21 protein-coding genes are annotated in these 20311 nt (G+C 65.1%); 10 read left to right on the forward strand and 11 right to left on the reverse strand.

What is annotated here, in order from left to right; genetic code table 11:
- Positions 1–4 precede the first annotated feature (4 nt).
- From QGN32_RS19475 to QGN32_RS19500, 6 genes are read right to left on the reverse strand one after another with little or no spacing between them, the layout of a single operon-like run.
- Positions 5–1126 (reverse strand): acyl-CoA dehydrogenase family protein, encoded by a 1122-nt coding sequence (locus QGN32_RS19475; protein WP_326545916.1) that lies wholly within the window; start codon positions 1124–1126, stop codon positions 5–7.
- Positions 1123–1590: a nuclear transport factor 2 family protein gene (locus QGN32_RS19480; RefSeq protein WP_326545917.1), complete on the reverse strand. Its 468-nt coding sequence runs from the start codon at positions 1588–1590 to the stop codon at positions 1123–1125. Before QGN32_RS19480 ends, QGN32_RS19475 begins: the two co-directional genes overlap by 4 nt.
- The gene (locus tag QGN32_RS19485) at positions 1583–2800 is read right to left on the reverse strand and encodes a metal-dependent hydrolase family protein (protein WP_326545918.1); all 1218 of its coding nucleotides are present in this window, start codon (positions 2798–2800) and stop codon (positions 1583–1585) included. The genes QGN32_RS19480 and QGN32_RS19485 overlap by 8 nt, the downstream gene beginning before the upstream one ends.
- Positions 2801–2841: 41 nt before the next feature.
- Positions 2842–3171 (reverse strand): hypothetical protein, encoded by a 330-nt coding sequence (locus tag QGN32_RS19490; protein WP_326545919.1) that lies wholly within the window; start codon positions 3169–3171, stop codon positions 2842–2844.
- Complete coding sequence (locus QGN32_RS19495) at positions 3164–4495, reverse strand: aromatic ring-hydroxylating oxygenase subunit alpha (protein WP_326545920.1); 1332 nt, start codon at positions 4493–4495, stop codon at positions 3164–3166. Before QGN32_RS19495 ends, QGN32_RS19490 begins: the two co-directional genes overlap by 8 nt.
- Before the next feature lie 5 nt (positions 4496–4500).
- Positions 4501–5037, reverse strand: coding sequence for a carboxymuconolactone decarboxylase family protein (locus QGN32_RS19500; protein WP_326545921.1), 537 nt, complete (start codon positions 5035–5037; stop codon positions 4501–4503).
- A gap of 261 nt (positions 5038–5298) precedes the next feature.
- On the opposite strand from QGN32_RS19500, the gene QGN32_RS19505 reads away from it, so the two are divergent.
- The 7 genes from QGN32_RS19505 (at position 5299) to QGN32_RS19535 (ending at position 12936) form a co-directional block, all read left to right on the forward strand.
- On the forward strand, positions 5299–6594 hold the full coding sequence (locus QGN32_RS19505; RefSeq protein WP_326545922.1) for an amidohydrolase family protein: 1296 nt from the start codon (positions 5299–5301) through the stop codon (positions 6592–6594).
- A 91-nt stretch (positions 6595–6685) separates the two neighbouring features.
- Positions 6686–7852, forward strand: coding sequence for an acyl-CoA dehydrogenase family protein (locus QGN32_RS19510; RefSeq protein WP_326549161.1), 1167 nt, complete (start codon positions 6686–6688; stop codon positions 7850–7852).
- Positions 7853–7854: 2 nt separating this feature from the next.
- Positions 7855–8610 (forward strand): SDR family NAD(P)-dependent oxidoreductase, encoded by a 756-nt coding sequence (locus QGN32_RS19515; protein ID WP_326545923.1) that lies wholly within the window; start codon positions 7855–7857, stop codon positions 8608–8610.
- A gap of 38 nt (positions 8611–8648) precedes the next feature.
- Complete coding sequence (locus QGN32_RS19520) at positions 8649–9827, forward strand: CaiB/BaiF CoA transferase family protein (RefSeq protein WP_326549162.1); 1179 nt, start codon at positions 8649–8651, stop codon at positions 9825–9827.
- 8 nt (positions 9828–9835) lie between these two features.
- Positions 9836–10630 carry an enoyl-CoA hydratase/isomerase family protein gene (locus tag QGN32_RS19525; RefSeq protein WP_326549163.1) on the forward strand — a complete coding sequence of 265 codons (795 nt, stop codon included), beginning with the start codon at positions 9836–9838 and terminating at the stop codon, positions 10628–10630.
- On the forward strand, positions 10623–11768 hold the full coding sequence (locus tag QGN32_RS19530; protein ID WP_326545924.1) for a thiolase family protein: 1146 nt from the start codon (positions 10623–10625) through the stop codon (positions 11766–11768). Before QGN32_RS19525 ends, QGN32_RS19530 begins: the two co-directional genes overlap by 8 nt.
- Before the next feature lie 19 nt (positions 11769–11787).
- Positions 11788–12936: an acyl-CoA dehydrogenase family protein gene (locus tag QGN32_RS19535; RefSeq protein ID WP_326545925.1), complete on the forward strand. Its 1149-nt coding sequence runs from the start codon at positions 11788–11790 to the stop codon at positions 12934–12936.
- A gap of 56 nt (positions 12937–12992) precedes the next feature.
- Here the strand turns inward: QGN32_RS19535 and QGN32_RS19540 are convergent, their stop codons facing one another.
- Together QGN32_RS19540 and QGN32_RS19545 are read right to left on the reverse strand one after the other, a co-directional pair.
- Entirely contained in the window at positions 12993–13832 is an 840-nt protein-coding gene (locus QGN32_RS19540; RefSeq protein WP_326545926.1) for a mycofactocin-coupled SDR family oxidoreductase, read from the reverse strand.
- A 125-nt stretch (positions 13833–13957) separates the two neighbouring features.
- Positions 13958–14572 carry a TetR/AcrR family transcriptional regulator gene (locus QGN32_RS19545; protein ID WP_326545927.1) on the reverse strand — a complete coding sequence of 205 codons (615 nt, stop codon included), beginning with the start codon at positions 14570–14572 and terminating at the stop codon, positions 13958–13960.
- 124 nt (positions 14573–14696) lie between these two features.
- On the opposite strand from QGN32_RS19545, the gene QGN32_RS19550 reads away from it, so the two are divergent.
- From QGN32_RS19550 to QGN32_RS19560, 3 genes are all read left to right on the forward strand, one after another.
- A complete protein-coding gene (locus tag QGN32_RS19550; protein ID WP_326545928.1) occupies positions 14697–15977 on the forward strand; it encodes a cytochrome P450 in 1281 nt (426 codons plus the stop codon).
- A gap of 148 nt (positions 15978–16125) precedes the next feature.
- Positions 16126–16755 (forward strand): TetR/AcrR family transcriptional regulator, encoded by a 630-nt coding sequence (locus QGN32_RS19555; RefSeq protein WP_326545929.1) that lies wholly within the window; start codon positions 16126–16128, stop codon positions 16753–16755.
- On the forward strand, positions 16752–17255 hold the full coding sequence (locus QGN32_RS19560) for a hypothetical protein (protein WP_326545930.1): 504 nt from the start codon (positions 16752–16754) through the stop codon (positions 17253–17255). The genes QGN32_RS19555 and QGN32_RS19560 overlap by 4 nt, the downstream gene beginning before the upstream one ends.
- Before the next feature lie 13 nt (positions 17256–17268).
- Here the strand turns inward: QGN32_RS19560 and QGN32_RS19565 are convergent, their stop codons facing one another.
- From QGN32_RS19565 to QGN32_RS19575, 3 genes are read right to left on the reverse strand one after another with little or no spacing between them, the layout of a single operon-like run.
- Positions 17269–18261, reverse strand: a complete 993-nt coding sequence (locus QGN32_RS19565) for a phosphotransferase family protein (protein WP_326549164.1) — start codon at positions 18259–18261, stop codon at positions 17269–17271.
- Between the two features lie 38 nt (positions 18262–18299).
- The gene (locus QGN32_RS19570; RefSeq protein WP_326545931.1) at positions 18300–19601 is read right to left on the reverse strand and encodes an acyl-CoA dehydrogenase family protein; all 1302 of its coding nucleotides are present in this window, start codon (positions 19599–19601) and stop codon (positions 18300–18302) included.
- Between the two features lie 22 nt (positions 19602–19623).
- A complete protein-coding gene (locus QGN32_RS19575) occupies positions 19624–20226 on the reverse strand; it encodes a TetR/AcrR family transcriptional regulator (protein WP_326549165.1) in 603 nt (200 codons plus the stop codon).
- Between the last annotated feature and the right edge of the window lie 85 nt (positions 20227–20311).

Below are 20311 nucleotides of genomic sequence, written 5' to 3' on the forward strand. Positions count from 1 at the left end.
ACGGTCACTCCTTACCGAGATCGAGCAGGCGGCGGGCGATGATGTTGCGCTGCACTTCTGCAGTCCCGCCGTAGATGCTCGCCGCCCGCGAATACAGGAACTCGGTCCGCCAAGGGTCGTCCTCGAGTTCGATGCGCCCGGGCAGCAGGTCGCGAACGGTGTCGTAGAGCCGCTGTTCGGCGCCGGCGAGCAACACCTTGTCGATCGAGGTGTCCGCGCCCAGTTTCCGTCCCTCGCCGAGCCGGTGCTGGGTGGCGCGAGAGCGGCAGCGCAACGTGTGCAGCGCCAGGTACACCTCGCCGAGATCCGAATCCGATGCCGTGCCAAGCCCTTTTACTTCGTCGATGAGCGCGTCGAACCGGGAGTACAGGTAGGCAATGCGCTGCCAGAAACAGGTGGAGCGCTCATAGGGAAGCAGGTCCATGGCCAGCTTCCACCCCTCGCCCGGCTTGCCGAGCATACGGTCCGCAGGTACCACGACGTCGTCGAAGTACACCTCGCAGAATTCGTCGACGTCGTGCATGGTGCGCAGCGGCCGCACGGCTACCCCTGGAGAGTCAAGGTCGACGAAGAACGCGGTGATCGCCTCGTGATCGGGCGTGTTCGCTTCGCCGGTGCGGGTGAGCAGGATGCATCGAGTTGCGTACTGCGCGAAGCTCGTCCACACCTTCTGGCCGTTGACGACCCAGTTGTCACCTTGCGGCACGGCGGTAGTGCTCAGCGATGCGAGGTCACTGCCCGAGCCGGGTTCGGAGAAGCCCTGGCACCAGGACTCCTGACCCGACAGCAGCCGCGGCACCATCTCGGCCGCCAGGCCCGCTCGCGCGTAATCGATCATGGTCGGAGTCAGCACGTCGAGCATCGAGTAGGGCCCGGGATGGTCGAGTCCGCGTCCCACGACCTCCTCGCCGACGATGGCGCGCAGGATGTCCGGGCCGCCCAGCCCGCCCGCCGACTCCGGCCAGCCGTAACGCATCCAGTCCGCGTCGTACAGCGCCTTGAGCACCCGCAGGTGTTGGGCTTGATGCGCGTCGAGCGAGTGGTCCTCCGGGGGAGCCAGGTCGTTGGCGTCGAGCCACTCCCGCAGTGCTGTACGAAACGCGGCGGGCTCGAAGAGGTCTGTCATCCGGCCTCCGGAGCCGCTTCGGCGGCGACATCGGGCTCTGGCCTTCCGATCGCGTGCGGGCGGCCCGAGTCGTGTTCGCCGCTACGGCGAATGAACGTCATGGCACGGGTTTTCAGCCGCCAGCCGGCATCGGTGCGGACGTAGGTGTCGTTGTAGTACCCGATGCGCATGTCATGTTTGGAGTGTTCGATGAAACACAGCGGTTGGGTTCCGCTCGCCTTGTCGGGGTCGTTCTCGTCGAGGTGCACCAGCGACGTACCCGTCATGAACAAGCCTTTGGGCGCGGCGGCGACGAGCTCGGGGAAGCGGTTCAGCGTGTAGGTGGAGCCGAATGCGCTGTAGGTCCCGTCCGGGGTGAACACCGAGACCAGCCCCTCGATATCGCCCTGGGTGATGGTGACGGCGTACTTCGCCAGCAGTTGTTGGATCTCGACGAGATCCTCGATTCGCTTCGACTCAGTCATGTCGGAAGACCTTACCGCCCTTCATCACAAAGCGGACATCCCGCGTGACGCCGATATCGGTGAGCGGGTCGCCGGGCACCGCGATGATGTCGGCGAGACAGCCTTCGGCGATGCGGCCCAGGTTGGGTCTGTCGATCAGATCCGCGGCGACGACGGTGGCCGCGCGCAGCACGGCCGCCGGCGGCATGCCCCAGTCCACCAACGTGACGAGTTCGTCGGCGTTCTTGCCATGCGGGATGGCGGGGGCGTCGGTGCCGACGGCGATCTTCACGCCGGCCTCATAGGCGGCCTTGATCGACGTGCGCGCCTTCGGGAACATCTCGGCCGCCTTGTCCTGCAACTCTTTCGGCGCCCGGGACACGTCCATGGCTTCGGCCAGGCGACGCGTGGTCACCAGCCACCGATCGTTGTCGACCAGCATCCGGATGGCTTCGTCGTCCATCAGGAATCCGTGCTCGATACAGTCGATGCCGCACGCGACCGCGTGCTTGACCGCCTCGGCTCCGTGGGTGTGCGCGGCCACCTTCAGGCCGCGCCGGTGCGCCTCGTCGACGATGGCCCTCAGTTCCTCATCCGAATAGTGTTGTGCGCCTGCTTCTCCGGTCAGTGACATCACGCCACCGGAGACGCAGACCTTGATCAGCTGAGCACCGTGCTTGATCTGGTAGCGCACCGCTTTGCGGATCTCGTCGACGCCGTTGGCGATGCCCTCCTCGACCGTCAGCTCCAGCGCGCCCGGCATGAAGGCCGCGAACATCGTCGGATCGAGGTGGCCACCGGTCGGGGTGATCGCGTGGCCGGCCGGGATGACCCGCGGACCGTCGATCCATCCGGCGTCGATAGCCTTGCCCAATGCGACGTCGAGCAGGTAGCCACCGGTCTTGACGAACAACCCGAGGTTGCGCACCGTCGTGAAACCGGCCCGCAATGTGCGCCGGGCGTTGCCCACCGCACGCAACACCCGGGTCGCGGGATCGTCCTGAACCTGGGAAAGGCCGGGGTTTTCACCCCGGCCACCCATCAGGAGGTTGACCTCCATGTCCATCAGGCCGGGCAACAGGATCGCGTCACCGAGATCGATGACCTCGCCTTCGCCGTCAGCCGCACCGTCGCCGACCCCTACGATCCGGTCGTCGTCGATCCGGACAATGCCCGGCCGGACGATCTCTGCGGCGTCGACGTCGAGCAGACCCGCTGCCTTGAGGGTCACTGCGCCCGGCGATGAGCCGCTCGCGCGAAGAGCAGACAACGTCAAACCACCGGCTCCTTGATGCACTCGATGTACGCGGCGCCGCTGTCGAGGACGCGTGGCTGCTTCCACACCTCGATCGGAAACGACACGTTGACCAGTGACTGCATCATGTGGATGAGTGCCTTTGCGTCATCGGGCATTCCATCCAACGGGAACCGGGCGTCGCAGTACTCCATCACGTCCTCGAGCCGCGCCATGCCGGCGTCGTAGAACTCCTGCATCTCCTCCATCGTCGAGGACAGCCGCTTCTGATAACGCTCCGCTTCGGTGGGCAGGCACCAATCGGTGAACCGCTCGAGGTCGGCGAACTCTTCCGGCAACTTAGGCATTGATGGCATCCTTCTCGCTGGCCGCATTCGTGGTCTGGCCGTTGGTCAGACCCTTTTCCTTCTTGTAGGCATTCACGTGGTCCCAAGCCGTCTTGTGCAGGTGGCGCAGCAGAACCTCCTGATCGCACAACAGGAAGTCCTTGACCACACCGGTGCTGATCATCGTCTGAGTGGCCTCGAGGGTGTTGGCGTCCTGGAACGCATACTCCTTGAACGTCACCGCGGCGAGCTCGTGCGCGAGCCGTTCCCGGGTGTTCGTCGCCGGCACGAAGTAGAGCGTGCACTCGAAGATGTGCTTGTCCACGTCGGTGGGCCAGTAGTGGTAGGTGAGGTACCAGCCCGGCGCCCAGAGCAGCAGCGTGAAGTTCGGGAAGAACTCGAACGAGTCCTGACCCCAGGAGGGGTGGCGTGACGGGTTGACCGCCGGCGGCAGCTCGTCGGGCAGGATGCCCTTGATCTTGGGCCGGTCCCAGGGCCCGAACAGCCCGCTGTGCAGTATGCGTTCAATGGGCTTGACCATGTTCAGGTCCTTGGGCGGGCTCATACCTCCCCAGGACGAGATCATCGAGTGCCTGCCCTTGATGTCGTAGTGCAGCGCCTCGAAGCCGTAGCCGGCCAGCTTTTCGGCTTCCTCCTTGACCGCCTGCTTCATATGCAGGACCGGTGCGTGGTAGAACTCGGTGAACGCGTCGATGAACAGCTTCCAGTTGGAGTTGACCTCGGCACGATAGGAATAGGTTTCCGTCATCTCGTGGAACGGATAACCTTCCAGGCCCGTCGCGAAGTCGCCCAAATAGTCGATCAGCGGTTCGGCGTCGTTGTCGAAGTTGATGAAGATGAAGCCTTCCCACACCTCGCAGCGAACCGGCACCAGCCCGTAGTCCGCTTTGTCGACGTCGAAGAACTCGCCTTCCTGTTGGATGAACGTCAGATCGCCCTTGAGGCTGTAGCGCCACGCGTGGTACTTGCAGGTGAACTGCCGGCAGGTACCGGAGACCTCTTCGCCGGGATAGTCGTTCCACACCAGCTTGTTTCCGCGGTGACGGCACAAGTTGTAGAACGCGCGCACCTCGTTGTCACCGTCCTTGACGATGATCACCGACGTGCCCGGCCCCGCCGACGGCATCTCGCGAGTGAAGTAGCTGCCCTTCTTGGGGAGCCGCTCCACCCGTCCGACATTCAGCCAGCACCTTCTGAAGATGGCCTGCTGCTCGAGCTTCCACTGCTCGGGGTCGACCGAGTCGGTGTAATCGACTGGCGCGGTGCCGAGTTCGGGCCAGTGCTCGGTCCAGCTGCCCTCTTTTGGTTTGGGGAAAAATGCCACGATGTTTACCTTTCTGCGTTTTCGGAGTCGGGTTCTACGCCGAAAGTGTTGATGGCCATGGCCAGTGCGCCATAGCACCCGATTGTGAAGACGAGGTCCATCAGCTGACGTTCCTCGAGATGTTCGGACAGTGCAGCCCATGTGGCGTCCGAGACGCTGGCCTTGTCCTGCAGCTCGTCCACCGCGCGCAGAACGGCGCGATCCAGTTCGTCCGACGCCTCGCCGCGCTGAAGCGCCTCGATGTTCTCGTCGGTCAAACCCTCTTCGCGGCCCATCACCACGTGATGGCGCCACTCGTACTCACAGTTCGTCAGGTGCGCGACCCGCAGCACCGCCAACTCGCGCAGCCGCGGCGGCAGCGTCGATCCGTACAGCAGGTGGAAGTTGAACCGCAGGAACGCGCGGGTCAGCTTGGGATGGCGGACCAGCGTCGCGAGCAGATTGCCCGCCAGGTCGGGATTGCGTCGTTCGGGAGTCATACTCGAGAGGGCGTCGTGGACGGACTCGTCCCACTGGTCCGCCGGCAGTGGTGGCACGCGCAAAACGGGCTCCTTCCTGTGTGCTCTCGGCGATGAGAATCAGGTTCTCATATTTCGCCAATAGATTTCCACCTTTCCTGCGAATGGTCAACGTCCGAGGTCACGACCCGGGGTCGCGAAGGGGGCCCGCAGGACCTAATCGCGCTGACAGGAGGCCATAGGGTGGCTTTCGGACATTGATTCTCGTACGGTGAGAAGATAGTTTCCTCACATCGAGCACTGGACCGATGGATAGCCTCGGGGAACGAGACGAAAGGAACGGGCATGCACAAGGACGAGATGATCTTGATCAGCGTTGATGATCACATCGTCGAGCCGCCCGATATGTTCAAGAATCATTTGCCGAAGAAGTACATCGATGAGGCGCCGCGGTTGGTGCACAACCCCGATGGGTCGGATACGTGGCAGTTTCGTGACACGGTGATTCCGAATGTGGCGCTCAACGCGGTGGCGGGCCGGCCCAAGGAGGAGTACGGGCTGGAGCCGCAGGGTCTGGATGAGATCCGGCCGGGGTGTTGGCAGGTCGACGAGCGGGTCAAGGACATGAACGCCGGCGGGATTCTGGGGTCGATGTGTTTTCCGTCGTTTCCCGGATTTGCGGGTCGGTTGTTTGCCACTGAGGATGGCGAGTTCTCGTTGGCGTTGGTGAAGGCTTACAACGATTGGCATGTCGAGGAGTGGTGCGGGGCGTATCCGGCGCGGTTCATCCCGATGACGTTGCCGGTGATCTGGGATCCGGTGGAGTGCGCCAAGGAGATCCGGCGCAACGCTGCGCGTGGGGTGCATTCGTTGACGTTCACCGAGAACCCGGCGGCGATGGGTTATCCGAGTTTTCATGATTTCGAGCATTGGAAGCCGATGTGGGATGCGCTGGTCGACACCGAGACGGTGCTCAATGTGCATATCGGTTCGTCGGGGCGGTTGGCGATCACGGCTGCCGATGCGCCGATGGATGTGATGATCACGCTGCAGCCGATGAACATCGTGCAAGCCGCGGCGGATCTGTTGTGGTCTAGGCCGATCAAGGAGTATCCGACGCTGCGGATCGCGTTGAGTGAGGGCGGGACGGGTTGGATTCCGTATTTCTTGGAGCGGGTGGATCGCACCTATGAGATGCATTCGACGTGGACTGGCCAGGACTTCGGGGGCAAGTTGCCTTCTGAGGTGTTCCGCGAGCACTTCTTGACGTGTTTCATCGCCGATCCGGTCGGGGTGGCCACCCGGCATTCGATCGGGGTGGACAACATCTGCTGGGAGGCCGACTATCCGCACTCAGATTCGATGTGGCCCGGGGCTCCCGAGCAACTCGACGAAGTCCTCAAGGCCAACGAGGTGCCCGACGACGAGATCAACAAGATGACGTATGAGAACGCGATGCGCTGGTATCACTGGGATCCGTTCACCCACATCACCCGCGAACAAGCCACCGTCGGCGCCCTGCGCAAAGCCGCCGAAGGCCACGACGTCTCCATCCAAGCCCTGTCGAAGAAGGAGAAGACCGGGGCTACGTTCGCGGACTTCGCGGCCAGGGCAAAGGAGCTGACCGGCAACACCGACTGATACAGCTCTCGGAGATTTCGGCGTGCTTGGTGGCGCACAGCGACCGGTCACGCCGAATCGCTTTGCGACGAAGGAGAACCACGTGCCGGGCATGAGTTTCGAGCTGACCGAGGACCAGGAACTGATCCGCAAGTCCGTTCGCGAGTTGGCGGGCAAGTTCGACGACCACTACTGGATGGAGAAGGACCTCGCGCACGAATTCCCGCGGGAGTTCTACGACGCGATCGCCAAGGGCGGGTGGCTCGGCATGACCATCCCGGAGGAGTACGGCGGGCACGGGCTCGGCATCACCGAAGCGACGCTGCTACTCGAGGAGGTCTCGCGGTCGGGCGCCGCGATGAACGGCGCCAGTGCGATTCATCTGTCGATCTTCGGCATGCAACCCGTCGTCAAGCACGGCTCTGACGAACTCAAGGCCGCCACCTTGCCCCGGATCGTCAACGGCGACCTGCACGTCTGCTTCGGCGTCACCGAACCCGGCGCGGGGCTCGACACGTCACGCATCACCACGTTCGCCAAGCGCGAAGGCGACAAGTACCGCGTCAATGGCCGCAAGGTGTGGATCTCCAAAGCCATTGAGTCGGAGAAGATCCTGTTACTGACCAGGACCACACCCTTCGATGAGGTCAGCAAGAAGACCGACGGGATGACGCTGTTCCTCACCGACCTCGACCCCGGCCACGTCGACATCCGGCCGATCAAGAAGATGGGTCGCAACGCGGTCAGCTCCAACGAGGTGTTCATCGACGACCTGATGGTGCCGGTCGAGCATCGGGTCGGCGAGGAGGGCAAGGGCTTCAAGTACATCCTCGACGGGCTCAACCCCGAGCGGATGTTGATCGCGGCCGAGGCGCTGGGTATCGGACGGGTGGCCTTGGAGAAGGCCGTCAAGTACGGCAACGAGCGCCACGTGTTCAACCGGCCGATCGGCATGAACCAGGGCCTGCAGTTCCCGCTCGCCGACTCCCTGGCCCGGCTCGACGCTGCCGAACTAGTGTTGCGCAAGGCCAGCTGGCTTTACGACAATGGCAAACCCTGCGGTCGCGAGGCCAATACCGCGAAATACCTGTGTGCCGATGCCGGTTTCGGGGCCGCCGACCGAGCGCTGCAACTGCACGGCGGCATGGGATATTCGGAGGAATATCACGTGTCCCGCTACTTCCGTGAGTCGAGACTGATGAAGATCGCGCCGGTGAGTCAGGAGATGATCCTGAACTTCTTGGGTGAACACGTGCTCGGATTGCCGAGGAGCTACTGAAAATGAACTACTTCGATCTGTCGGGCCGGTCGGCGTTGGTGACCGGCGCCGCGGGTGGTATCGGCTCGGCCGTCGCGCAGGCGCTCGCCGACGCGGGTGCCGCGGTGTTGGTCACCGACCTCGACAAGGATGCCGCCGCGGCCGTGGCCGAACGCATTTCGGCCGGCGGCGGCCGTGCCGAGTCCGCGGCGCTGGATGTCTCCGACCGGGACTCGGCCGACGCCGCCGCCGCGCAGGCCGCCGCGCTCGCCGACGGCGCCCTGCACATCGTGGTCAACAACGCCGGCGTGACGAAACCCTCGATGTTCTCCAAGACGACACAGGAGTCGTTCCGGCTGCTGTTCGACATTCATGTGATGGGCGCCTTCAACGTCACCCAGGCGGCGCTGCCGCACATTCCCACCGACGGCACCGGTCGCATCGTCAACGTCACCTCGGCTGCGGGCCTGACCGGAACACTTGGCCAGGTCAACTACTCGGCAGCCAAGGCGGGCATCATCGGATTCACCAAGTCCCTTGCCCGCGAATTAGCCACCAAGAGCATCATGGTCAACGCTCTGGCCCCGCTGGCGGCGACCCCGATGACCGAAACCATCCGCACGAACGAAAAGTTCGCGGCCAACATGATGAACCGCATCCCGATGAAGCGGTGGGCCGAACCGGCCGAGGTCGCAGGTGCGTTCGTGTTCATGGCGTCCGATGCCGCGTCTTACATCACCGGACAGGTGCTGCCGGTCGACGGCGGCATGGTGATGTGACAGGCCAAGCCCCGCTGACCGGAATCACGGTCGTCGCAATGGAGCAGGCGGTCGCCGCTCCGATGTGCACCCGGGTGCTCGCCGACTTCGGCGCTCGCGTGATCAAGATCGAGAATCCCAGCGGCGGCGACTTCGCCCGCGACTACGACGACGTCGTCAACGGTCCCGGCGGCCTGGCCGCGCACTTCGTCTGGTGCAACCGCGGCAAGGAATCGGTGACGCTGAACACCAAGGCACCTGAGGGCATGGAGTTGCTGCACCGCCTGCTCGACCGGGCGGACGCGTTCGTGTCCAACCTCGCGCCGGGCGCGACCGCGCGAATGGGACTGGCCCCGGCCGACCTCGCCGAGCGCCACCCCCAGGTGATCCCCGTCGAGATCGACGGCTACGGCCCCGGTGGGCCGATCTCGCACAAACGCGCGTATGACCTTCTCGTGCAGGCAGAGTCGGGCTCATGCGCGGTCACCGGCTACCCGGGGATGCCGGCCAAGCCCGGCCCCGCCGTGGCCGACTTCAGCACGGGGCTGTACGCAGCGATCTCGATCCTGGCGCTGCTGGTCGGTCGCAACGGCGCCAACGGTGGAGCACCGGCCCCGTCGGTGGCGCTGAGCCTGTTCGACGTGATGACCGACGTGATGGGTTATCAGCTGACCTACACCCAGCATTCGGGTATCGACCAGGAACCGCTCGGTGTCGGCTCACCCGCCGTCGCGCCCTACGGTGCGTTTCCCACTCGTGACAAGCAGACTGTGGTGCTCGGCACCACGAACGACAGGGAATGGCAGCGGGTGGCGCTGGAGATCATCGACCGCCCCGACCTCGCCCAGGATCCGCGCTTCGCCACCAACCCCGATCGCTGCGCCCACCGCGAGATCCTCGAGGAGGCGATCAGATCCTGGTGTGAACAGCACGATCTCGCCGACATCCAGAAGATCGCTGACGACGCCGGGATCGGCAACTCCCGCTACAACGTACCCAGCGAGGTGGTCGCGCACCCACAGCTGACCGCCCGCGACCGCTGGCGCCTCGTCAACACGCCCAAGGGTGACATCCGTGCGCTGCGCCCGCCGCCGGTGATCACCGGATTCGAGCAGCCGATGGGCCCGGTACCCGGGCTCGGGCAGCACACCGACGCGATTTTGGGTGAATTGGGTTTCACCGCAGCCGATCTCGCGAGGCTGCGCGCTGACGGAGTGATCGGACCGGCATACTCGTGAGTGACGATGTGCTGTTGACCTCCGAGCTCGACGGGGTGCGGACCCTGACGCTGAACCGGCCGGACCGCAAGAACGCCATCAACGCGCGGCTGTGGGAGGAGCTGGCCGACGCATTGCGGGCGGCCGCCCGCGACACCGAGCTACGTGCGTTGGTGATCACCGGCGCCGGCGGGGCGTTCTGCTCGGGGGCCGACATCGGCACACCCGAGGACATCCATCCGCGGCATAAGCTGCGCCGCCTCACCGACGTCGCGCTGGCCCTGCACGAACTGTCCGTGCCGACCGTCGCCAAGGTGATCGGGGTCGCGGTCGGGGCGGGCTGGAACCTCGCGCTCGGCTGCGATCTTGTGGTGGCGACGCCGGAATCGCGGTTCTGTCAACTCTTCTCGAAGCGCGGACTGTCGGTGGACCTCGGTGGTTCCTGGCTGCTGCCCAAGCTTGTCGGCCTGCAGCAGGCCAAACGGCTCGTGCTGCTGGCCGACATGATCGACGCGGAAGAGGCCCGTTCTCTCGGACTCGTCACCTGGGTCAAGACCGCCGACGAGATCGACGGCTTCGTTGACGAGCTGGCGGCCCGCCTCGCGGCAGGTCCGCCGGTGGCGCTGGCCCAGAGCAAGGCGCTGCTCAACGACGGGGCGAACGGCACTCTGCGCGAGGCGCTGACCAACGAGGCCCGCGCACAACCGGGCAACTTCGCCACCGCAGACTCGACGGAGGCATACGCGGCATTCGCGGCGAAACGCGACGCCGTCTTTACTGGCCAATGGGCACTACGGCCCGGATCGGAGAAGGACAATGCGTGAAACCGTGATCGTCGAGGCGGTGCGCACACCGGTCGGCAAGCGCAACGGCGGGCTGTCGGAGATGCATGCCGCCGACCTGTCGGCGATCGTGCTCACCGCGCTCGTCGAGCGGGCGGGCATCGATCCCGAAATCATCGACGACGTGGTGTGGGGCTGTGTGTCGCAGGTCGGCGACCAGTCCAGCAACATCGGCCGCTACGCGGTGCTCGCCGCGGGCTGGCCCGAGACCATCCCGGGTACCACGGTCAACCGTGCATGCGGCTCGAGCCAGCAGGCGCTGGATTTCGCCGTCCACGCGGTGATGTCGGGCCAGCAGGACGTCGTCGTCGCCGGAGGTGTCGAGGTGATGAGCCGGGTGCCGCTCGGCTCGGCAAGGGCCACCGGGATGCCGTACGGCCCGAAAGTCCTTGAGCGGTACGGAGATTTCACCTTCAACCAGGGTATCTCAGCGGAACTGATCGCCCAGAAATGGGGATTCTCGCGGACTCGACTCGACGAGTACTCGGTGCGCTCACACGAACTGGCCGCAGCCGCCCAGGACAGCGGGGCGTTCGAATCGCAGATCATGCCGGTCTTCGCCGACGGCGAGCCCGTCGTCGCCGACGAAGGGGTGAGGCGGGGAAGCACGGTCGAGAAGCTCGCCGGACTCAAGCCGGCTTTCAAGGACGACGGCGTCATCCACGCGGGGAACTCGTCGCAGATTTCTGACGGCGCGGCGGCACTGCTGGTGATGACGGCCGAGAATGCCGTCGCGCTGGGGCTGAACCCGATCGTCCGCTACCGCGCCGGCGCCGTCACCGGCGCGGATCCGGTGCTGATGCTGACCGGGCCGATCCCGGCGACCGAAAAGGTCCTGCACAAGGCCGGGGTGAGAATCGACGATGTCGGCGTGTTCGAGGTCAATGAGGCGTTCGCGCCGGTGCCGCTGGCCTGGCTTGCCGAGACGGGCGCCGACGAAAGCAAGCTCAACCCGCTCGGCGGCGCGATCGCGCTGGGCCATCCGCTCGGTGCATCCGGCGCGGTACTGATGACTCGGATGCTCAATCACATGCGCGACAACGGGATTCGATTCGGCCTGCAGACCATGTGCGAGGGCGGCGGAACCGCCAACGCCACGTTGGTGGAGCTCATCGCCTGACCTCACGGGAGGACCTCGCGTGCAAAGAGATCTGTTCACCGAAGACCACGAGGCGTTCCGCGGACTCGCCCGCGACTTCGTCGAAAAGGAAGTGGTACCGCACTATCCCGACTGGGAGAAGGCCGGCCGCATGCCTCGTCAGGTGTTCAAGCAGATGGGGTCGCTGGGCATGCTCGGCATGGCCATCCCCGAGGAGTACGGCGGGGGCGGCGCCCCGGACTACCGCTACAACGTGGTACTGCAGGAGGAGGCGGCGCGCGCACTGGTCACACTGTCGACCGTGCGCACCCAGCTCGAGGTGATTCTTCCGTACTTCCTGCACTATGCGGACGCCGAGCAGCGCAAGCGGTGGTTCCCCGGACTGGCGGCCGGTGAGCTGCTGACCGCCGTGGCGATGACCGAACCCGGCACTGGATCCGATCTCGCTGGTGTGCGTACCACCGCGGTACGCAACGGAAACGACTGGATCCTCAACGGCGCCAAGACCTTCATCACCGGCGGCATGCAGGCCGACCTGGTGATCGTGGTCGCGCGCACCTCGACCGACCCGGACAACCGCCGCAAGGGCCTGACGCTGTTCGTCGTCGAAAACGAGATGTCGGGGTTTACCCGAGGCCGCGAACTGGAGAAGATGGGCTGTAAGGTTCAGGACACCGCCGAACTGTCGTTCGTCGATGTCCGGGTGCCCGCGGCGAACGTGCTGGGGGAGGAAGGCGAAGCATTCGGCTACCTCGGCCACAACCTGCCGCAGGAGCGGCTCACCGTCGCGGTCGGATCGGTCGCCCAGGCGCGCTCTGCGATCGCCGCTGCGATCGACTACACCAAGAACCGCAAGGCGTTCGGTACGCCGGTCGCGTCGTTCCAGAACACCAAGTTCGAACTGGCGGCGTGCTCGGCCGAGGTGGAGGCCGCGCAGGCCATGCTGGACCGCGCGGTGGCCCTGCACGTAGCCGGCGAGTTGTCAGGTGCCGACGCGGCGCGGGTGAAGCTGTTCTGCACCGAGATGCAGCAACGCGTCGTCGACCGCTGCCTGCAGTTGTTCGGCGGCTACGGCTACATGATGGAGTATCCGATCGCGCGCTTGTACACGGATGCGCGGGTGGCCCGCATCTACGCCGGCACCAGCGAGGTGATGAAGGTGATCATCGCCAAATCGCTCGGCCTCTAGCGTTTTCGGTGCGCTACCAGTCGCTCAACGATCGTTTACGCGCCGAAATCGCCAGGTTACTTCAGCATGCTGCCGGCGTCGATGGTGACGGGAAGGCCGGTGACGTACCGGGATTCGTCCGAAGCGAGGAACAGCACCGCGTTGCTGACGTCGACCGGTTCCACCCAGCCGACGGGAAGCACATGCATGAATTGGGCGGCGACGGCGAGGTCGTCGGGGCCGGGGTTCTCCAGGTCGGGACGGAACAGCTTCATGGTCCCCTCGTTCATGAACAGGGGTGTGTTCACGTTGGTGGGACACACGGCGTTGACGCGGATCGAATGCTGACCCAGTTCGACGGCGAAGGTGCGCATCAACCCGATCACGCCGTGCTTGGCGGCGATGTAGTGGCCGGTGTGCGGGTACGGTTTGAGACCGCCCACCGAGCTGGTGAGAATGATCGAACCACCGCGTCCTCCGGACAGCAGGTGGGGGACAGCGGCTTTGACGCTCTTCCAGACGCCTGAGAGGTTGACGTCGATCATGTCGCGCCAGTCGTCTTCGCTGGTCTTGTCCAGCGTTGCGCCACCGTTGCCGATACCGGCGTTGGCAACGACGATGTCGAGGCGACCCAACTGCTCGACACCGCCGTCCACGACGGCCTTCAACGCGTCGTAATCGCGCACGTCGACCTCGGCGGTGATGATGCGGCGGTTCAGGTTCTTGACGAGATCGGCGGTCTCGGCGAGGTCGTCCGGTGTCGCCCACGGGATGTCGCTGTTACTGGAGATCTGCTTGCAGACATCGACGGCGATGATGTCGGCGCCTTCCTCGGCGAGTCGCACCGCATGGCTGCGGCCCTGACCGCGCGCTGCACCGGTCACGAACGCGACTTTGCCCTCAACCCGTCCACCCATGTGTCCACCTTCGGTCATTCCAGATTTTATCAATCGACCAGGAGCGTGGCATTAATGGGCGCAGGTGTCAACTCGTCCGGCCGGGGGACGTGCCGCTCGAGCGACACCGGCGACGGGTGCGTCGCTCAGTTCGGTTTGCTGAACCGTCTCGCGTTGTTGAGTCCATCGGTCAGCGCGCGCAACTGGCGCTCCATGAAGTCGCGCATCTCGTCGTGGCCAAGCGTGACGCCGACGGCGCTCTCGTTGCACAGACTGCGCGCGATCTGGACGATCATCATCGAGACCGCCACCGGTGGGTAGTCGTCGAGGTCGATGCCGTTGGCGCGCAAGGCGACCGTGACCGCTGCCGTCTCGATGTCGCGGACCCGCTCCGCGTACGCCTTGAGTTCTGCGCGAATCACCTTGCGGTGGTTGGCCAACGCCATGAACTCGGTGTTAAGGCCCGTCATCCGGAGATCGCTGTTGATCAGCCACAGCGTGCGCAGTGGATCGTCGTCGGTGAGCGCGGCACGCATGTTGTCCAGCGACGCCTCCGCCCCCGCCCGCAGCACCTCGACGAACAGGTCGTCCATCGTCGGGAAGTAGTAGTAGACCAGCGCCTGTTTGACCCCGGCTTCGGCGGCCACGCGTCGCGATGTCGCGGCGGCGTAACCCTCGTCGCGCATGACCTTCGCGGTGGCCTCGATGAGTCGTTGCCGCGCCCCGGCTCCGGCGGGCTTGCTGTTGTCAGCGCGCGGCATCAGCGACCCTCCGCTCGATCGCTTGACCGTCCGTCACGCCCCGTGGTAGGCATGGCGCATCCTAACAGTTTGATCGGACGATCAAATGCGGATGCGGGCGCCAGGACCGAAAGGACGACCGTTCATGAGCGATCTCGCCTCGGTGGACTACTTCTCCGACCATGCGATCAGTCAGGACCCCTACGACTACTGGGATCACCTGCGCGAGCAGGGCCCGGTGTTCCGGGAACCGAATTACGGCGTCGTCGCCGTCACGGGCTACCAGGAAGTGGTGGCGGCGTTCAAGGATCATGATTCGTTCTCGGCGGTCAACGCGATCGGCGGACCGTTCCCGCCGCTGCCGTTCGTCCCGGAAGGCGACGACATCTCCGAGCAGATCGAGGCGCATCGTCATCTGTTTCCCATCCACGAGCACATGGTCGTGATGGACCCGCCGGCCCACGAACGGGCCCGGTCGCTGCTGACCAAGCTCCTGACGCCGCGGCGGCTGAAGGAGAACGAGGACTACATGTGGCAGCTGGTCGACCGCCAGATCGACCAGATCATGGCCAACGAGCGGTGCGAGTTCCTGTCGGAGTACGCCAAACCCTTCGCCACTTCGGCGATCATCGACCTCCTCGGCGTTCCTGAGGAGGATCGATCCGAGTTCCTGGCAGCGCTCGGTGCCGAACGTCCGGACGGCAGTCGCGTGGGCGCTCTCGACGGTGCACCGGTGGGTCTGGACCCACTGCAGTACCTCGACGACAAGTTCGCCGGTTATCTCGCTGAGCGTCGTCGTGAACCGCGCGCAGACGTGCTGTCGGGAATGGCGGCCGCGGTGTATCCCGACGGCTCCACGCCGGAGTTGATCGAGGTCGTCAAGCCGGCGACCTTCCTGTTCGCCGCGGGTCAGGAAACCGTCACCAAGCTGCTCAGCGCCGCGGTGCAGACCCTCGGCGACCGACCGGACTTCCAGCAGATGCTGCGGCGCAGCCCGGAGCGGATTCCGGCGTTCATCGAGGAGTCGCTGCGAATGCACTCGCCGACCAAGGTCGACTTCCGCCTGGTGCGCAAGAGCACCAGGCTCGGCGGGGTGCCGTTGAAGGCCGGAACGGTCGTGATGCTGTGTCTGGGCGCGGCCAACCGCGACCCGCGCAAATTCGACGATCCGCACGAGTTCCGGCCCGACCGCAAGAACGTGCGCGAGCACATTGCGTTCGGCCGCGGCATCCACTCCTGTGCGGGCGCGCCGCTGGCCCGGGTGGAGGGCCGAATCACCGTGCAGCGGTTGCTCGAGCGCATGCGTGACATCCGGATCAGCGAGTCGGTGCACGGTCCGGCGGCCGAGCGCCGCTATTCCTACGAGCCGACCTTCCTGCTGCGCGGCTTGACCGAACTGCACATCGAATTCACCCCTGCCATGTAGGGGGTTCGGTGCGCTGGTGGCCGCTCAGCGATCGATTGAGCCCCGAAATCCACGCTTTCCGTCTAAACGCAATTTCGCTGAGACGCTTGTCACAGCGGCCAAACCTACCTACTGTGTGTTCACTAGGTTGGTTGATCGAAGGGGTTCGGTGTCCGCCACAGAGTCCGTGGGGCCGTCCGCGCGGCCGTATGCCACGCTCCTCGCCAAGGGCGAGGACCGCAGGCACCGCATTCTTTCGGTGGCCGAACGCCTGCTCGCGCGTAACGGGTGGCGCAACACCGCACTGGCCCAGATCGCGAAGGAAGCCGGGGTCACGCCCGCGGGCCTGCTGCACCACTTCGAGTCAAAGGAGCAGCTGCTCAACGCGGTGCTCGACACCCGCGACGCCGATGATGCGATTCACGCCGACTACCGATCCGGCGACCTCGTCACCGAGCTCGGCCGGGTGCCCGAACGTTTCGACCGCGCGCCCGAACTGGTCGGAACATTCACCGTGCTGCTGGTGGAGAACATCGCGCCCGAGGCACCTCTGCACGATCGTCTCGTCAAGCGTTACCGCGACGCGGTGGACATCATCACCGCGATCATCGAGCGCGGTCAGGAAAGCGGAAAGTACCGCCCAGACGTCGACGCGGCCGGCAAGGCCGTGGAAATCCTCGCCTTCACCTACGGAATGGAGACCTTATGGTTGCTCGACCGATCGATTCAATTGGCCGAGGTGTTCAAGGGGTACGCCGAGTCGCTGGGGCGCGAGCTGGCGCCTCGGAGCTCGACATGAGGTACCGGTTGGACATCGTCGCCCCGACGGTGACCGACGCGGTGAAGTACGCGGGTGGCTGGATCTACGACCGCGTGATGGCCGGGTGGGACGTCACCGTGCTCATCGACAAGGACGAGGATGTCCGTCCGCTCACGATTCTCGGCGCCGAGACGCTCGACCTGGAGGCGGTCCTCGCGGAGTGGGAGGACCGGCCCCATCCGCAAACCGTCGCGGTCGCAGCGAACATGATCGACCGCGACAAGCGTGTCCTGCAGCATGTGCGCAACGCCCTCGATCAGGGCGCGACCGAGGTGACGCTGTGGGGTGAGCGACTGCCCGCCGAACTCGACAGCAGTGTCGACTCGGTCGAGCACCGCCTGAGCGCGGCGGCAAGGGCTTTCAAGGCCAAGGCGCTTGCCGCGGCCGACGATCCCGGTGTCGCCGACGTCGGCGGATGCGAGACGTTCCGCTGCGGGATGATGGTCTCGGTCGCCGCCGACCTGGTGCCCGCCAGCTAATTCGCGGGCGCCATCAGCGATAGTCGCTGTTTTCGGCCAGCTCGGCGGCCGAGCGCATCAACTCGACGATGACCGGTCCGTAGGCGAGCAGTTTTTCGTTGTCGCCCGCGCGCTGGAAACCCTGCTCGAGCACGATCGCCAGCTTCCACTTGGCCAGCACCAGGTAGTAGTCGAGGTCATCGACCTGGCGCCCGGACACCTTGGCGTAGTGGTCGACGACCTCTGCGCGCGAAGGCATTCCGCGCATGTCGACGTAGCCCATCTCGGACGGCGCCGGCGCGGCGGTGTTCTCGGGCCAGCTCTGCACCATCCAGCCGAGGTCCAGCTTCGGGTCGCCGACCGTGCCCATCTCCCAGTCGACGATCGCCGCCAGCCGCGCGGGAGCCCCGTGCCGGTACATCACGTTCGCGAACTGGTAGTCGCCGTGCATCAGCCCGGGAACGAAGTCCAGGGGCCGGTGCGCACGTAGCCAGTCGGTGGCGGCGTCGAGGCCGTCGATCTCGCGACCCCTGATGCGCTCGAAGAACGCGATCCACCGGTCGACCTGCCGTTCGTGAAAACCGTCGGGCCGGCCGAGGTCGTACAGTCCCTTGGCCTTCCAGTCGACCTTCGACAGCAGCGCGATGCCCTCGGCGAGCTGATACGCCAGTTCGCCGCGCGCGCAGAAATCAGAGTCGAACGGCTCCGGCCACCGCCGGTCCGCGAGATCCATCGGCGACCAACCGTCGACGAACCCCATGAGGTAGAACGGCCGGCCGAGTACCGCGGCGTCATCACACACCGCGACCGCCTCGGTGTGCGGTACGTCCGTGTCGTCGAGCGCTTCGATGATGCGCCACTCCCGCAGAATGCCCTTATCGCGGTCGGGCGGCGCGCCGGGCGGGGGCATCCGTAGGACACAGCTGTGCTCACCGCGGCGCAGCTCGTAGATGACGTTCTGGGTACCGCCGGAGAGGAACCGGGTCTGCAGCGGTTCACCCTGGCCGGGCAGTTCCGCCGCGTCCATCCAATCCGTCAGTCGCGGAACATCGATAGCCGTCTCGCTCACAGGTTGCCAACTTCGCTTTCGAGATACTGCGCGAACTTGGCCCGCGCCTTGTCCCGCTTGGCCGGTATCCACTCACTCGGCCACGTGTCGGTACTGGGTTCGTAGTCGCGCAGCACCTGCTTGGCCACCGTCGTCTTATGCACCTCCGTCGGGCCGTCGGCCAGACCCATCACGGCCGCCCCGGTGACCATCTCCAGGAACGGCATCTCGTTGGTGACGCCGAGTGCACCGTGCACTTGCATTGCGCGCCATGCGATGTCGTGCAGGACGGTCGGCATGACCACCTTGACAGCGGCGATGTCCTTGCGGACCTTCTTGTAGTCGTTGTACTTGTCGATCTCCCACGCCGTGTAGAGCACCATCAGCCGGAACTGCAACAGCTGTGCATACGAGTCGGCGATATAGCCCTGGACGAACTGCTTTTCGGAGAGTCGGCTGCCCTGCGTCTCCCGGCTCAGCGCCCGTTCGCACATCATGTCGAGTGCCTTGCGCGAGAGCCCGATCGTGCGCATTGCGTGGTGGATCCGGCCACCGCCGAGTCGGGTCTGCGCGATGACGAACGCCTGCCCTTCGCCACCGAGCAACGCGTCGGCGGGCACCCGCACGTTGTCGTAGTGGATCAGGGCGTGGGAGCCCTCGTCGTCACGCTCACCGTGCAGTCCGACGTTGCGGACGATGTTGACGCCGGGAGTGTCACTCGGCACCAGGAACATCGACATGCCCTGATACGCGCTCACCTCGGGATTGGTGACCACCATGACGATCAGAAACGCCGCTGTTCTGGCATTGGAGGAGAAGAACTTCCAGCCGTTGATCACCCAGTCGTCGCCGTCGCGCACCGCCGTCGTGTTGAACAGCGTCGGATCGGCACCGGCATGCGGTTCGGTCATCGAATAGCAGGAGAAGATCTCGCCCTCGAGCAGCGGCCGTAGGTATCTCTCCTTCTGGGCCTCGGTGCCGTAGTGGGCGATGATCTCGGCGTTGCCGGTGTCGGGGGCCTGACAACCGAACACGATCGGCGCCCACTGTGAGCGCCCCAGGATCTCGTTGAGCAACGCGAGTTTGAGTTGACCGTAACCCTGCCCGCCCAGTTCGGGTCCGAGATGGGTGGCCCATAGCCCGCGGCGGCGAACTTCCTCCTTGAGCGGGTCGATCGCCTTGCGTCGCTTGCCGTCGAGCGGCACGAACTGCTGATCGGGAAACGCCAGATCAAGCGGCTCGATCTCCTCGCGGACGAACTCGTCGGCCCAGTCGAGCACCTGCTGGTACTCGGGGTCGGTTTCGAAATCCCACGCCATCGGGTTCTCCTCTCACTCCTGTTCAGGTCTTGTCTGACCGTGACGACGGCCTTGTCGGCGGTTGCGGGCACCTCGCGTTGAACCCGGTAATCAACGCCGCGATGTCGTCGGTGACGACATCGGCGAAAGACCGGTCACCGAAACTGCCGCCGGCCCAATGCCGGACACCTTCGCTGACGTGCATACCGGCCAGATGCGACAGGTGGCCGACGTCGACATGCGCGCCGAGCTTTCCATCCTGCTGGGCACGGGCGAACAAATCCCCGAACATGTCCGCATCGACGGTTTCGTCGACCGTCTCGCCGGCCAGGATCCGGTGTTCATGCCGGTACCCCTCAAGGATCGTCTGGATGATCAACTCCGGTGGGTTACGCGCCATCGACCGTTCGAGGCTGCGCAACGCCTCGCCGATGACGGCTTCGACGTCATAGTCGTTGCGCAGCAGCGCCCGAACCTTGTTCTGCGCCGCACGCGTCGACAGCAGGCCGACCTCGAAGAGGATGTCCTCCTTGGCCGGGAAGTAAAAGTAGAACAGTCCCCTCGACACGCCCGCGGCCCGGCAGATGTCTGCGACCGTCGTCTTCGCGTACCCCTGCGTGCGCCACAACGCCATCGCCGCCTGCACGAGCGTTCGCTTCGTCTCGTGTGAACGAGCCCGTTGGTACGATGCGCGGCGTTGACCACCGTCAACCAGGGCATCGGCGCTGATC

The sequence above is a fragment of the Mycolicibacterium sp. ND9-15 genome (genome assembly GCF_035918395.1).
Classification (GTDB): Bacteria; Actinomycetota; Actinomycetes; order Mycobacteriales; family Mycobacteriaceae; genus Mycobacterium.

Excerpts from the sequence above, each read along its gene's own strand:
- QGN32_RS19475 (WP_326545916.1), bottom strand. The coding sequence starts at position 1,126 with ATGACAGACCTCTTCGAGCCCGCCGCGTTTCGTACAGCACTGCGGGAG.
- QGN32_RS19480 (WP_326545917.1), bottom strand. The coding sequence starts at position 1,590 with ATGACTGAGTCGAAGCGAATCGAGGATCTCGTCGAGATCCAACAACTG.
- QGN32_RS19490 (WP_326545919.1), bottom strand. The coding sequence starts at position 3,171 with ATGCCTAAGTTGCCGGAAGAGTTCGCCGACCTCGAGCGGTTCACCGAT.
- QGN32_RS19505 (WP_326545922.1), top strand. The coding sequence starts at position 5,299 with ATGCACAAGGACGAGATGATCTTGATCAGCGTTGATGATCACATCGTC.
- QGN32_RS19510 (WP_326549161.1), top strand. The coding sequence starts at position 6,686 with ATGAGTTTCGAGCTGACCGAGGACCAGGAACTGATCCGCAAGTCCGTT.
- QGN32_RS19515 (WP_326545923.1), top strand. The coding sequence starts at position 7,855 with ATGAACTACTTCGATCTGTCGGGCCGGTCGGCGTTGGTGACCGGCGCC.
- QGN32_RS19520 (WP_326549162.1), top strand. The coding sequence starts at position 8,649 with ATGGAGCAGGCGGTCGCCGCTCCGATGTGCACCCGGGTGCTCGCCGAC.
- QGN32_RS19530 (WP_326545924.1), top strand. The coding sequence starts at position 10,623 with ATGCGTGAAACCGTGATCGTCGAGGCGGTGCGCACACCGGTCGGCAAG.
- QGN32_RS19540 (WP_326545926.1), bottom strand. The coding sequence starts at position 13,832 with ATGGGTGGACGGGTTGAGGGCAAAGTCGCGTTCGTGACCGGTGCAGCG.
- QGN32_RS19545 (WP_326545927.1), bottom strand. The coding sequence starts at position 14,572 with ATGCCGCGCGCTGACAACAGCAAGCCCGCCGGAGCCGGGGCGCGGCAA.
- QGN32_RS19550 (WP_326545928.1), top strand. The coding sequence starts at position 14,697 with ATGAGCGATCTCGCCTCGGTGGACTACTTCTCCGACCATGCGATCAGT.
- QGN32_RS19560 (WP_326545930.1), top strand. The coding sequence starts at position 16,752 with ATGAGGTACCGGTTGGACATCGTCGCCCCGACGGTGACCGACGCGGTG.
- QGN32_RS19565 (WP_326549164.1), bottom strand. The coding sequence starts at position 18,261 with ATGGACGCGGCGGAACTGCCCGGCCAGGGTGAACCGCTGCAGACCCGG.
- QGN32_RS19570 (WP_326545931.1), bottom strand. The coding sequence starts at position 19,601 with ATGGCGTGGGATTTCGAAACCGACCCCGAGTACCAGCAGGTGCTCGAC.